This window comes from Microbacterium trichothecenolyticum (assembly GCF_041938625.1).
Lineage (GTDB): Bacteria > Actinomycetota > Actinomycetes > Actinomycetales > Microbacteriaceae > Microbacterium > Microbacterium trichothecenolyticum_D.
In genome coordinates this window covers 995,412-1,009,323 of sequence record NZ_CP169427.1, presented here as the reverse complement: position 1 = coordinate 1,009,323, position 13,912 = coordinate 995,412, and the positions used below count along the sequence as shown (strand labels likewise).

Here is a 13,912-nt window from a genome sequence, read left to right as displayed (position 1 = left end):
AGGCGCAGGACGAAAGCCGAGGTCGATATGCCGAGACAGCGACACCGATTGCGGGTCGCGCTGAGCGCGTGGGCATCGCCCCGCTCAGGGGGACGGGCGCGAGCCTCCTGGTGATCGCCCTCGAGTAGCAGGCCCATACCGAGTCCGCCGCGACTTCCCGAGAGCCGCGGCGGGCTCCTTTGTCCGGTTCCCCCGGCCCCTTTCCCGCTCGCTCCCGGCCGGTTCCACGGTCGCTCCACACCCGCTCCCCCCGCTCTCCTCCCCCGCTCGTTGAGCGAGCGAGGAACCGCCTCCCCCTCGCTCGTTGAGCGAGCGAGGAACGAGCGAGTCGAAACGCGCCCACACCCTCCCGCAAACCTCAAGATCCCCGCGGTTTCTCCTCAAGTCGCGTAATGGAACTTGGATGCAGGCGAATGAGACCCCTAGGTTCATGAACGTTGCGCTTCGTCGCGGCGCCGGGTACCCGAAGTTCTCCGGCGGTCCTCGCGAAGTGCGGCACATCTGAGGGCAGAGCCCGTGCGCCGTGGGGGCGCGTCGGGTCTGGGGCTGCCTTCTGTAGCGATGCCTCTGGGGGGCACCGAATGAACATCGACGCTTCATCGCGCCGGAAAATGCGCCAGCGTGCCCGAAACCGCCGCCACACCCGGCGCTCGGCAGGCGCCATCGCCGCCACCGTGCTGTCGGCCGGCCTCGTGCTCGGCGGGCTGGCACCCGCTCTCGCCGTGCCGTCGGTCGCACCGGCCGCGTCGCTCGACACCGCCGCCGCGAGCGCGGCGCAGGCAATCGCACCGCTCGCCGCGCCGGCGTCGATCCCGTCCACCGGCGCAGCCGTCACGGTCAACCTGCGCGCCCTCCGCGCCGCCGCGGGCACCCAGACGACGACCTCGGCCACCGCGGGCATCACACTCGAGCTGCGCAACGAGACGACGGTCGACAACGGCGCGACGTACGGCAGCACGGTCGTCGCGACCTGCACGACCGACGCCGACGGCGACTGCAGCTTCGTGCTGAACAACGTCCCGACCTCGAACGGCTCGCGATACTGGGTGGTCCCGACCGCGACCGCCGGCCCCGACGCGTTCCTCAGCCAGTACCTGGTCACCGGCGAGAACACCGACTCGTCGAGCAACGCCAACCGCTTCGCTGCGACGCCGTACGCGTTCCGCACGCCGGTGATCAACCGCTCGCAGACGCCGTACCAGGTGCCCACGACCGGCCTCGGCGACATGCCCGGCAACTCCCGCGTCGGCAACCCCGGCCTGCCGCTGTCCCGCACCGTGTCGACCACCAACCGCTGGGCCCACTACGGCGCCGACATGGTCGCCACGATCGACAACCCGCGCTTCGCCCCGACGTGCACGCCCGGGCTGAAGGTCGCGCTCATCGTCGACACCTCGACCTCGATGACCTACAACAACAACGAGGGCCTGAACGGCGCTCGCACCGCCTCGAAGGCCTTCGCGGCCGCGTTCGCCGACAAGGGTGTGTCGCTGGGCATCTTCCAGTTCGGCAACAACGCGGCCACCGTCATGAACCCGACCGTGGTCACGAGCGCCAACCTCTCGTCGATCAACTCCACGATCAACGGCATCTCCGTGTCGGGCACCCAGTACACCAACTGGGATCGCGGCATCGAGCAGGTCGCCGGCGCCGACTACGACATCGCCGTCATGCTGACCGACGGCAACCCCACCCGCTACCGCAGCGGCTCGGGCAACGGCTCGTGGACCGATCTGCGCGGCATCGAAGAGGCCATCCTCTCGGCCAACCTCGTCAAGGCCGAGGGCACACAGATGATCACGTTCGGCGTCGGCGACTACCTCAACCCGAACACGCCGTACAACCTCGCCTCGGTGACCGGCCCCGTGCAGTGGACCGAGAACGGCGGCATCCAGATCGGCCAGGCCGACTTCGCGATCCCGACCAGCTGGGACGTCGTGGCCACCCAGCTCGGCAACCTGGCCTCGTCGCTCACGTGCGAGGCGACGGTGCAGGTGCGCAAGCAGGAGCGGGCGGGCAACGGAACACTGACGGATGCTGCGGGCTGGACGTTCACGCCCACCAAGACCGGTTCGGGCACGATGTCGCCGGCAGGTGCGCAGACGACCGTGACGGGCGGCTACCTGCCCCAGCCGTGGCGCATCGCGTTCACGAACACCACGCAGACCGCGAACGTCTCGATCACCGAGACGGCGAAACCCGGCTGGTCGGTCGAGAGCGTGACGTGCACGAAGAACGGCGCCCCGATCTCGGGCATCCCGAACGCGGCGACGTTCTCGCTGACGGGGCTGAAGACGGGCGACGCCGTGGTGTGCACGGTGATCAACGGCCAGGCAGCCACCGTGCAGGCGAACAAGACGTGGGTCGTGAAGGACTCGGCCGGCACCACCGTCGGTACGTACTACCAGCGCGGCAACGCCGCCGACCCGGCGGTTCCGGCAGGGCTGGTGGCCACGCCCAAGATCGGCACCACGCCGTCGCCGAAGTGGGGCACGCCGTACACGGGCTTCGCGATCGGCCAGCAGCTGGCGGTGGGCGAGACGGCGTCGATCGACGCCCAGCTGCTGCCGGGCTGCGTGCTCACGTCGCAGAAGCTGACGGCGGGCAACAGCCTGTCGACCGGTCTGCCGTTCGACCTGAAGACCGGCGACTACACGGCAACGCTGGTCGGTGGTGCGAACACGTTCGAGATCACCAACACCGTGACGTGCACGCAGACGCTCGACCTCGTGAAGGTCGTCGCCGCCCCCGGCACCGCGGCGACGTCGGCGTGGCTGCTCGAGGCGCAGGCGCCCTCGGGGGCCCTCGCCGGCCCGAACGGCAACTACAGCACGAGCGCCCCGGTCACCGCGAGCGTCTCGGCCGACAAGGCGTACACCCTGAAGGAATCGGGTGGCCCCGACACCTACGTGCCGGCCTCCTCCGGCTGGCAGTGCGTGCTCACCGGCACGACCACCACGGTCGCGGTGACGAACGCCAAGGTCACGGTGCCGCTCGGCCAGAAGGTCACCTGCACCGTCACGAACACGACCGCGAAGCTGACGCTGCTCAAGAAGACAGCTGACGGCTCGGGCCTCGTGCCCGCCGACTTCACGCTGACCGGTACACCGGCGTCGGGCTTCACGCTCGCGACGCTGCAGACGGCCGGGGCGACCACCGCGAACGCCGGCAACACGTTCGAGGTGCGACCCGCGCACACGTACACGCTGGCCGAGACGACGAGCGACGGCACCATCGCGTACCGCAACCTCGCGCTGCAGAAGCTCAAGCCGGGCACCGACCCCGCGGTCGACGCCAACTGGGAGAACGTCGGCTCCGCTGACGTGCAGGTCGCCGCCGGCGAGAGCGCGGTCTACCGATTCGTCAACGACAAGGTGCCCGCGGTCGTGCTGCCGCTGACCGGCGGCACCGCGTCGGACGCCTACCTGCTCCTGGGCGGAGCCATCGTCTCGGCGATCGTCGCCGTGGCCGCGTGGCGCGCCGCCCGCCGCATGAAGCGAGGAACCGCTTGACCCGACCATGAGCCGATAACTGAACAACCCGATCCATCAAGACCGAAGCAACATTGACCAACTTTCTGGGGAAGTAGATCAACATGACCACGTCCATTTCGAAGCGGCTCACCGCCGCCGTCGGCGCCCTCGCTCTGGGGATCCTGAGCGCCGTCGCGGTGGCCGCGCCGGCCTCCGCCACGCCCGTGACGCCCGACAACGTCGGCAACATCACCGGCGAGGCCGGCTCGCTGACCATCCACAAGTACGAGCGCGATGCCACAAGCCCGCTCGACCCCGGCACGGGTGAAGAGATCCCGGGCTTCACCGGCGTCGGCCTCGAGGGTGTGCAGTTCACCATCCAGAAGGTGAACACGCCGTCACTGACCACCTCGGCCGGCTGGGACGCCGTCGAGGCGATCGCCGAGGCCGCCAACCCGATCGCCGCTGCGACGACCGCCGGCCTTTCGCCGCAGACCGTCGTGACGACGAACAGCACGGGCCTCGCTACCGCTGCGAACCTGCCGTACGCGCTGTACCTGGTGACCGAGACGGCATCGCCGTCGACCGTGACCGACCCGGCCGCGCCGTTCCTGGTCACGATCCCGTTCCCGACCGGCCCCGACGCCGAGAACCCGAACGAGTGGATCTACAACGTCCACGTGTACCCGAAGAACGCCGTGACGGGCCTTGAGAAGACGGTCGTCGTGCCGTCGGAGTCCGAGCTGAAGTACGGCGACCTCGTGCGCTGGCAGATCACGGCCGACGTGCCGTTCCTGTCGGGTGACGACCTCACCGAGTTCACCGTCACCGACCAGGTCGACCCGGCGCAGCTCGCGTTCGTCACCGACGCGCAGGCCACCACGCTCGGCGTCGCGCCGACCTCGGTCGTCGCGAAGGCCGCCGGCGGCGCCGCTGTCACGCTCGTCGCGGGCGACTACACGATCACGCCGTCGGCGTCGTCGCTCGTCGTGAACTTCACCGAGGCCGGTCTGCTCAAGCTGCAGAACCAGGCCCAGGGTGGCACCGTCGTCGTGTCGGTGCTCACGCAGGTCAAGGCGATCCCGGCCAACGGCGTCATCGAGAACGACGCGATCAGCGTCGTGAACGACAGCGAGCTGACGGCGTCGACGACCACCTCGGTCGGCCAGCTGAAGGTGCTGAAGTACGCGAAGACCGACAGCAACCCCGAAATGCCGCTGAACGGCGCGAAGTTCAAGCTCTTCCTCGATGAGGCCGGCACCAAGCCCGTCACCGTCGCGGGCGCGAACGAGTGGACCACCGCCACGAACGGCACGCTCACCATTCCGGCGCTGCGCCCGGGTTCGTACTGGCTCGTCGAGACGGCTGCCCCCGCGGGCTACCAGCTCGACGCGACGCCGACCAAGGTCGAGGTCGTCGCCGGTCAGTCCACGACGAGCACCAACTTCGTCAAGGTCGAGAACTCGCAGGTTCCGGCGTGGGCACTGCCTCTCACCGGTGGTGACGGCGCCCTCTGGTTCGGCGTCGGCGGTGCCGCGCTCGTCGTCATGACCGTGGGCATCGCGCTCCTCGCCGCTCGTCGGCGCGCAGCCGCCACGGCCTGACGCCCCGCTATCCGTCACGCCCCCTCCCTGTGACGGACTTCCCACCGGAGGGTGGCGGGTCGCCCCGACCGCCTGCCACCCTCCGCACCACTCCTGCAGATGAGAGCGCATGACCCTCACCGCACAGCAGCCGACGCGACCGGACGCACCTTTGCGCGACCGGTCGCGTCGGCGTGTCCGCCGCCGCTTTCCGTGGGGCGCCGCCGCCCTCGCACTCGGCTTCGTGTTGGGCGTCGGCGTGCTGCTGTACCCGTCCACGGCGGCGTGGCTCACGCAGTACGCGCAGTCCCAGCGCATCGACGAGTACTCGTCGACGGTGCAAGACCTCACGGCCGAGTCGCGTCATGATGCGATTCAGGATGCTGTCGCCTATAACTCCGCTCTCATCGGTGGCACGTCCGTGGTCGCCGCCGGCGAGAACAAACCCCTCGCCGAGGCCGAGGCCGACTCGGACTACGCCCAGCTCCTGCACGCCGACGACACCGGCCTGATGGCCCGCATCAAGATTCCGTCGATCGCCCTCGATCTGCCGATCTACCACGGCACGAGCGACGAGACCCTCAAGCAAGGCATCGGTCACCTCGAGGGCACGGGCCTCCCGGTCGGCGGTCCCAGCACGCACTCGGTGCTGACGGGGCATCGCGGCCTCGCCGACGCCGAGCTCTTCACCAACCTCGACAAGGTCGCCGTCGGCGACACCTTCACGATCGAGGTCTTCGGCGAGGTGCTCACCTACCAGGTGACCGACACGAAGGTCGTCTCCCCCGAGCAGACCGAGACCCTCTACCCGCAGCGCGGCGCCGACCTCGTGACTCTCGTCACCTGCACTCCCCTGGGCATCAACACCCACCGCATCCTGGTAACAGGCGAGCGCATCCTGCCCACTCCTATTCGGGACATGGATGCTGCGGGCCACACCCCCGACATCCCCGGCTTCCCGTATTGGTCCTTGGGCCTAGGCGGCGCCACCGTGTTGGCCGTCGCGTACGTCATCTTCTCGGCCCGCCGCCGGGTCCCGCGCTGACGCCCGCCCCGTTCGCGCCATCATATTCCGCCCTCAATCTCGCTCGTTGAGCGAGCGAGGAACGAGCGAGTCGAAACGCGCCGCACCTCCGATCAACCCCGCGCCAACTCCCACCATCAACACCAGCCCCACCCCCGGCCTGCCTGCTCGTTGAGCGACCTCAGCCGGTCTGAGCGCCCCAACCCCATATGCCCTTGAGGGAATCTTGAGGTTGCGCGCCACAGACCGAAACACTGTCATGGGCATCATGAGACGTCTCTCATAATGGGATGGCGTTCCCCTCCCCCAAGGAATTGTGTGCCGACCTGTACATTCCCCCACGCCCGCCTACTGCTACTCTTCCCCTGGTGGCCGGGTAATCCACCACAAAGCGAGAAGGCACTGTGACGTCGAATCCCCAGATCGACGCGCCAACGGAGTCGCCAGCCCATCCCCAGGCACGGGCAGCCGCTCCTTCGGTGACCCCTGAATCGCCCGTCGACCCGTTTTCTCCCTCGGGCTCGTCGCCGGCGTCTCCCCCGCTCGTTGAGCGAGCGAGGAACGAGCGAGTCGAAACGCCCACGGCATCCGAGCAGCCGTCTTCCCGCCGCTCCTCGTGGCGCCGTAACTACGCCACCCGCCTCTGGCTGAGCGACGCCTTCGTCCTCATCTGGGCCGTCTACGGCACCCAGCTCCTTTGGTTCGGCTGGGGCAACGCTCAGGTCTCCATCCGCGAGGACGCCCGTTTCAACGAGCTGTCCTACTGGGTCTTCTCGGCCGCACTTGTCATCGCCTGGATGTGGGCCTTGTCGCTGATCGACTCCCGCGACCACCGCATCATCGGAGCCGGCCCCACCGAGTACGTTCGGGTAGCTCGCGCAAGCTTCACCTTATTCGGAGCAATCGCGATTCTCGCCTTCCTCCTCCGGGTTGACGTCGCCCGAGGCTACCTCCTGATTACGCTCCCACTCGGCATCTTCGTCCTTCTGCTCGAACGGTCCCTCTGGCGCCAGTGGCTCGTAGCGCAGCGCTGGGTCGGGCAGTACTCGGCAAAGGTTCTCCTGGTTGGTTCCGAAGATTCGGTTGCCGCAATCGCCCGCGAACTCCACCGCTCACCAACCGCGGGCTACAAGGTCGTCGGCGCGTGCGTGCCTTCGGGCAGGATCGCCGACATGATTCCCGGCACATCGGTGCCGGTGATGGGCACCGTCGACAACGTCGAACTCGCCATCGCCGCGACGGATGCCGACACGGTCGCGGTTACAAGCACCGATGACCTTCCGACCATGAAGGTCAAGCAGATCTCGTGGGCCCTAGAGGCCGGCCGGCAGCATCTCGTGCTGGCGCCCAACATCATAGACATCGCTGGACCGCGAATTCATACTCGCCCGGTCGCCGGGCTGCCGTTGATACATGTCGAGACACCGCGCTTCACGCGAGGCCAGGCACTGCTGAAGCGGTCGGTCGATCTGACGCTCGCGATGCTCGGCGTGATCTTGATTAGCCCCGTGCTCGCCGTCCTCGCGATCGCCGTGCGCGTCACTAGCGATGGGCCTGTCCTGTACAGACAGGAACGCATTGGTCGCAGAGGCGAGCCGTTCCACATGCTCAAGTTCCGATCGATGCGCGTCGGCGCGGACAAAGAACTACAGGCGCTGCTTCGTTCGCAGGGTACAAGCGAACAACCGCTCTTCAAGGTCAAGAACGATCCGCGCATCACACCGATAGGTAAGGTGCTCCGCAAATACTCACTGGACGAGTTGCCCCAGCTCTTCAACGTAATCGGGGGAACGATGAGCCTAGTGGGCCCTCGCCCACAGATTGCCGCGGAAGTGGCTCTCTACACCGACGCGGCTCGACGTCGTCTACTTGCGCGCCCGGGCATTACTGGGCTGTGGCAGGTTAGCGGCCGTTCATCCACGACTTGGGAAGAAGCAGTCCGTTTGGACCTCTACTACGTCGAGAACTGGTCCCTCATCGGCGACTTTGCAATCCTTGCCAAGACCGCTCGTGCCGTTGTGGCTCCTGGAGACTCAGCCCATTGATCAACTCGTGCCCGGCTCGGAGGCCACTCTGTGGTCATGAAGGCGCGCGACAGGGGAAAGCAGGAAAATGACGGGACTGGTTGTCCACGAGTGGGTAGAAAAGCTGGGCGGGTCCGAGAAGGTCCTCGATGAGATTCTCCAGGCGTTTCCCGACGCTGACCTTCATGTGCTTTGGAACGACGCCCCAGGCCGCTTCGCTGCGCAGCCGAGCGAGAGCTGGCTTGCGACCACGCCGCTGCGTCGCAGCAAAGTTCTCGCACTCCCGACGATGCCGATCGTCTGGCGCTCAATGCGCGCGAGACAACGCTACGAGTGGATGCTGGTAAGCAGTCATCTTTTCGCGCACCACGCAAAGCTGCGAGGCGCGACGCAGCCGCCGAAGCTGGTGTACGCACACACGCCGGCACGATACATCTGGGTACCGGAGCTAGACCAACGCGGCAAAAGGCCGCTCGCTCGCGCCGCGTCCGCGGCCTTCAAGCCGATTGATAGACGCAGGGCGCAAGAGGCTACGTCCATCGCTGCCAACAGCCGGTTCACTAGAGAACGCATCCGAATGGCCTGGAACCGGGACGCCGAGGTGATCTATCCTCCGGTAGACGTCGAGACAATTCAATCGATCAATGACTGGGCGATGCGGCTCACCGACCATGAAGCCGAAGCGCTCGGCAACCTCCCCGAGACGTTCATCCTCGGCGCTTCCCGCTTCGTGAGCTACAAGAGGCTGGACCTCGCGATTGACGTCGCCGCTGCTGCCGATGTACCGGTCGTCCTAGCAGGTCGAGGGCCGGAGCGCGCGGCGCTGGCAACATATGCGACCACCGTCGGAGCGGAAGCGATATTCGTCGACAACCCTTCGGATGAGATGCTCTATGCCTTGTATCAGCGCGCGAGAGCGTACGTGTTCGCTGCTGTTGAAGACTTCGGAATCATGCCTGTCGAGGCTATGGCAGTCGGCACGCCCGTCATTTCTGGGCCGACCGGCGGCGTGGCCGAGTCTGTCATCGACGGCGCAACCGGCGTCACGGTACATGACTGGGCAGATCTCACGACGCTCCGCCAGGCTGTCGATGCCGTCGGAGCGCTCGATCCGGGACGCATCGCAGCGCGAGCATCAGAGTTCTCACGCGCGACTTTCCACACGAACCTGAACACCTGGCTGGAGACCCACACGTGACTGAGATCGTCGCGCAGAAGCCATCAGAAGCCTTCCCCTGGATTCTCGTGCTGGGCACTGCAGAGTGGGACTCGGCAATCGCCACCAATCAGCACTACATGGCCCAGGAACTCGCCCGCTCGAACCGCGTGACATTTGTGGAGTCCATGGGTCTTCGACGCCCGGAGCTACGGCCCCGCGACCTTCGGAGGATCGTTCAGCGACTCGGGCGAATTATCTCGTCTAGAACGCGTGGATCCGAGGCTCCGCGGGCAGCGAGCCGCCCAATCCCGCCCAATCTAGAGGTGCTTAGCCCATTTGTCGTCCCGCTCCACGTCGGCTGGGTGCGGACGTTGAACCGCAAGTTGTTGAACCGTCAGCTGCGTGAGTGGCGAGATTCCGCCGGCACAACGATTCTGTGGGCGTATACCCCTGCGACTTACTCGCTGGAGACATCCGCAAGCGCGTCGTTTTACCACTGTGTAGATCTGCTAGGAGATGTCCCTGGTATTTCCAAGGAACTGATTGCAGCCGAAGAATCGCGACTTGCGAGCGATGGAGTGCCAGCTGCTGGTAGCAGTGAGGTCGTTGTCGAGCACTTGCGCAGGGTCGGCTTCCAAGAAGTTCATTCGTGGTTGAACGTCGCGGATGTCGTGACGATCGAGTCCACTCGCCCCGCCAAAGACAACCGAATCCCGCGGTCGGCAGTCTTCGCGGGAAATCTCAGTGCAACCAAGGTCGACTTCACGTGCCTTCGTGAATTGCAGAACGCCGGATGGCACATTCACCTCGCAGGCCCCATCTCCGAAGGTGGCGGCGATGCGGCGGCGCTAGTTCAAGATCTGGTCAACGCAGGAGCGACGTACCACGGATTGCTTTCGCTGGCTGAACTGGGCGCGCTGTACTGGCGGTGCAGCGTGGGGCTGATCCCATACGTCATCAATGACTACACGCGCGGTGTCAACCCCTTGAAGACGTACGAGTATCTCGCCGCGGGTTTGCCCGTCGTCACTACCGCCATCCCCGCGGTGGTCCCTCGCGACGGCGACGTACTGACGACGACAACGACTAAGGAGTTCGTCGACGCCGTAAACTCCACGGCCGTTTCCCCCGACCAGCAGGACCGACGCATCGCGATCGCTCGTGCAAACAGCTGGTCACACCGCGGCGAGGTTGCAAGGCAGACAGCAGAAGATCTCATAGCCCGTCGCCGATACGTATCGTCTGAAGGTTCGCCGTCGGATCCAGGAGATAGCTCGATGGTCAGGCTCGAAAGTGGCTCTCCCAACTCAAGGGTGTAGGCGGACCCTGAATCCGCCGGCTCCGACCTGGATCATGTCAATTTAGTGCGTGACGCTCACGGGTAGAGCTTGGCGAGGATCTCGGCCGCTTCTCCTTGGGGTGGTGTTGGCGCGGTGAGTTCGTGTCCGTCGATGCTGATGGTGACGTCGCGTAGTGGCCGGAGCGCGCGGACGATGCGGCGGACGGTGACGCCGGTGGTCTTGTAGAGGTGCCGGCTGATCGCGAGAGCGGTGAACACGACAGTGAGGTGGGCGTGGATCGAGTCCGCGGTCGACGCGAACATGGGCCGGGCGCGGAGGTCGGTCTTGGCCATCCGGAACGTCGTCTCGACCTGGAACAGGTCGTGATACGCCGCCACGATCTCGTTTGCGGTGACCGTGATGGTGCTGAGGTTGGTGACGTAGCCCTTCAGGCCGATGTACTCGCGGGCCTTCTCGACTCTCGCCCAGTTCACGCCGGGCTTGGCGCCGAGGGTCACGAATCGGTCCTTCTTGGCCGGGCGGGTGCCGGCGGCGATCTGCTCGGCGCGTTCGATCTGCTTGTTCAGCGTGATGTTGTCGCGGATCTTCCGCTTGTGGGAGTACTGCCACACCACCCGCCGCTCGCGCGCATTCACCCCCGACCCCATGGTGCGGGTGGTCTCGATCGTCTGCCCGTCGATCACGATGTTCCCCACGGTCGCGTAGTGCTCAGCAAGGTCGTAAGGCGCGCTGGAGGTGCGGGAGCCGACGATGAACCCGAACCCGGCGTCTTCCAGCTTGTTCAGGTTCGCTGCCGACAGCATGCCCGCGTCGGCGACGACCACCACCTCGGTCGCGGAGTGACGTTCACGGAACTGATCCAGGACGGGGAGGAGGGTGAGGGTCTCGCCCTTGTTGCCGGCGAACTCGTGCACCTCGAGCGGGAACCCGCCCTGGTCCACGAGGAGGCCGACGAGGATCTGCGGGTCCACGCGCCGTTCCTTGCTCATCCCGACCTTGCGGAGCGTGTCTTCACGCTCCGCCTCGAAGTAGAGGGTGGTGACGTCGTAGAGCACGACGGTCAGTGGACCGTCCGCGGTCGCATGCGCGTACGCGGCGGCGGCGATCTTCGACCGCCAGTCCTGCTCGACACTGCGGGCGAGCGTCCGCCACACCGTCGACAGCGACGGGGCGGCCGGGACGCCGAGCTCGTCCCACACCCGTAACGTGTCGGCCTTGCTGGTCGGCTCGACGACGCGGGCGAGGACCAGCTTCTTGAACGTGTCGTTCCCGACAGCGTCGAACCCGAGACGCTTATACGCGTCCTCGAGGACCTCCCACAGCACCCGCGACCTCGACCCGGTCACGATCGGTCCCGAAGACTGCGGCGGCGACGCCGGCGCCAACGCGTCGAGATCGAGCTGCTCCTGCCCGTTCATCTCCGCGATCCGCTCCCGCGCGATCGCGACCAACGCGGCCAGCTGCGCGTCGTCGTGAGCGGACCCGAGGTTCTCGAGAATGGTCTGTACACCCCGCCTCGTGCGCGCGATCTGCACCGCCGTCGCTCCCGACCCGGTGCGCACCTTCCGCACGAACAGGCCCACCGAAGCAGTCTAGACAGCCGCCGTTAGTGCGTAACCCACGCACCAACACCCCCGGAACATCAAGGCTCAACGAGCCTCAACCCCCGAAATGCGGCCGAAGTGACACGATCCAGGTCCGAGCATGCATTCGCGGATCCGTAGACGTGCGGAACCATCAGCCTCGGGGGGTCTCGACGCCTACCCGGCCACCTCAGCGCGAGCCCGGCTACGATCGTGATTCTGAAGAGTTTCGAAAGTATCGTCGAGCACCGACGACTTCGAGGACGTCTCGTCTGACCGGCCGAAGACAACCGACCCCGGTCGCCCAGAGCACCAGGTAGGCCGCGAGACCGACAGCGATCTGCGCCCATTCTCCACCCGGCACAACGAGCAGCGTCGCGGAGAATGCACCGACAGCTGCGATTACGTTGACAGATAGTGCGCGCAGAGCGGATGTAAACAGTTTCATGCTCGGCGCTGCGGCAGACTTACCGAGCCATAGCAGCGCCACAATCCACAGGACGATTGAGCCCGTTGCGAACCCAGCCGCGACGCCCATTGTTCCCCAAATGGACCCGACGAGGATGAGACTGATCTTGACCGGCGCTGTCACGAGGTTGATGTGAAGATAGGCCGCTGTTCTTCCTTTGGACAAGGCAAACCAGTAAGTTGCATAACCGGCAACATCCGCTGCCGCACCGACGACAAGGATCTGGACGATCGGAGCGCTCCCTATCCAGTTGACGCCTAGTACGACGATCACAAGTTGGTAGGCCAGCGCTGCACCGATACCCAGCAACGGCAAGGTGATATGCAGAAGTACCTTTTGTCCCAGGAGCAGAAAGTCGCCATGCCTCGCCGGTTGATCCTGCAGTCGCGACAGCACTGATACTGCGACCCGAGTCAACGGCATGTTGATTCGGTTAATCGAGTGTGTGACGAGTTCATACGCTCGGTTGTATAGGCCTAGGTTTGTTGCACCGAACCGCGCTCCGACAACGACTGAGTCGACGTTGCGAGTGACGTAGTTGAGGATGGCGACACCGAAGAGGTTCACACCGTAGGTAATGAGCTCTCGCATCCCGGGTGTGCGCCGCGGTAGGCCTGGTACCCATCGACCGAATGCCGCCGCGAGAATCAAGCCCAGTAGCGCTTGTGTGAGCTGTTGTCCCACAAGTGCCCAGTAGCCCCATCCCATGAATGACAGTACGGCCGCGGTTACGAGCGCCAGGAACGCAGGCGCGACGTCCGAGATCGTGACATGGGCGAATTTGAGATGGCGAGACAGGTTCGCTCGGTATTGCGCAGTCATGCCATTGAGCAGCAAACCGACCGCCAGCACTTGGGTGACCGCCACGAGTCGCGGCTCGCTGTAAAACTCCGCGATGTACGGTGCTGCGACCGCGATCAGGATTCCCATAAGGAGGCCCAGCGCGGTGTTGATCCAGAAGAGGTTGTCGCGTTGCTGATGCGTTAGCGTGCGCGCCTGAACTGCGGCGCTGCCGAGCCCAAAGTCACGGAGAATCTCGCCCAGTCCGATAAACGCGGCCACCATCGCGACGATTCCGAAGTCAGAAGGCAATAGAAGCCTGGACAAGACAATGACGCCAACGAGCTGAATCAACAATCTCGCGACTTGACCCGCGAGTGTGACGGACGCCCCTCGGGCGGCGGATGTAGCTAGGTCCTTACTCTCCGGTGATTCAGCCGTCATACTGGTGCCCTCTCCACCCCTCTTTGTGGGGAGCCTCCTGCTTCGACCGTTGCGGCGCAAGTGTCGCGCCAC

General features: G+C 65.6%; 8 protein-coding genes. 6 read left to right on the top strand and 2 right to left on the bottom strand.

Annotated features, from left to right (window positions below):
- Window positions 1-611: 611 nt before the first annotated feature.
- The 6 genes from ACEYYH_RS04545 (at window position 612) to ACEYYH_RS04520 (ending at window position 10,582) form a co-directional block, all read left to right on the top strand.
- Complete coding sequence (locus ACEYYH_RS04545; RefSeq protein WP_374977079.1) at window positions 612-3,512, top strand: VWA domain-containing protein; 2,901 nt, start codon at window positions 612-614, stop codon at window positions 3,510-3,512.
- Window positions 3,513-3,595: 83 nt separating this feature from the next.
- On the top strand, window positions 3,596-5,077 hold the full coding sequence (locus ACEYYH_RS04540) for a SpaH/EbpB family LPXTG-anchored major pilin (protein WP_374977078.1): 1,482 nt from the start codon (window positions 3,596-3,598) through the stop codon (window positions 5,075-5,077).
- A gap of 109 nt (window positions 5,078-5,186) precedes the next feature.
- A complete protein-coding gene (locus ACEYYH_RS04535; RefSeq protein ID WP_374977077.1) occupies window positions 5,187-6,101 on the top strand; it encodes a class C sortase in 915 nt (304 codons plus the stop codon).
- A gap of 383 nt (window positions 6,102-6,484) precedes the next feature.
- On the top strand, window positions 6,485-8,125 hold the full coding sequence (locus ACEYYH_RS04530) for a sugar transferase (protein ID WP_374977076.1): 1,641 nt from the start codon (window positions 6,485-6,487) through the stop codon (window positions 8,123-8,125).
- 67 nt (window positions 8,126-8,192) lie between these two features.
- Window positions 8,193-9,302 carry a glycosyltransferase gene (locus tag ACEYYH_RS04525; RefSeq protein WP_374977075.1) on the top strand — a complete coding sequence of 370 codons (1,110 nt, stop codon included), beginning with the start codon at window positions 8,193-8,195 and terminating at the stop codon, window positions 9,300-9,302.
- Window positions 9,299-10,582, top strand: coding sequence for a glycosyltransferase (locus tag ACEYYH_RS04520; RefSeq protein WP_374977074.1), 1,284 nt, complete (start codon window positions 9,299-9,301; stop codon window positions 10,580-10,582). Before ACEYYH_RS04525 ends, ACEYYH_RS04520 begins: the two co-directional genes overlap by 4 nt.
- 56 nt (window positions 10,583-10,638) lie before the next feature.
- Here ACEYYH_RS04520 and ACEYYH_RS04515 read toward each other — a convergent pair whose 3' ends face one another.
- Together ACEYYH_RS04515 and ACEYYH_RS04510 are read right to left on the bottom strand one after the other, a co-directional pair.
- Window positions 10,639-12,147 carry an IS1634 family transposase gene (locus tag ACEYYH_RS04515; protein ID WP_374977073.1) on the bottom strand — a complete coding sequence of 503 codons (1,509 nt, stop codon included), beginning with the start codon at window positions 12,145-12,147 and terminating at the stop codon, window positions 10,639-10,641.
- A gap of 205 nt (window positions 12,148-12,352) precedes the next feature.
- On the bottom strand, window positions 12,353-13,840 hold the full coding sequence (locus ACEYYH_RS04510) for a lipopolysaccharide biosynthesis protein (protein WP_374977072.1): 1,488 nt from the start codon (window positions 13,838-13,840) through the stop codon (window positions 12,353-12,355).
- Window positions 13,841-13,912 lie beyond the last annotated feature (72 nt).

Excerpts from the sequence above, each read along its gene's own strand:
- ACEYYH_RS04525 (WP_374977075.1), top strand. The coding sequence starts at position 8,193 with ATGACGGGACTGGTTGTCCACGAGTGGGTAGAAAAGCTGGGCGGGTCC.
- ACEYYH_RS04545 (WP_374977079.1), top strand. The coding sequence starts at position 612 with ATGCGCCAGCGTGCCCGAAACCGCCGCCACACCCGGCGCTCGGCAGGC.
- ACEYYH_RS04535 (WP_374977077.1), top strand. The coding sequence starts at position 5,187 with ATGACCCTCACCGCACAGCAGCCGACGCGACCGGACGCACCTTTGCGC.
- ACEYYH_RS04540 (WP_374977078.1), top strand. The coding sequence starts at position 3,596 with ATGACCACGTCCATTTCGAAGCGGCTCACCGCCGCCGTCGGCGCCCTC.
- ACEYYH_RS04510 (WP_374977072.1), bottom strand. The coding sequence starts at position 13,840 with ATGACGGCTGAATCACCGGAGAGTAAGGACCTAGCTACATCCGCCGCC.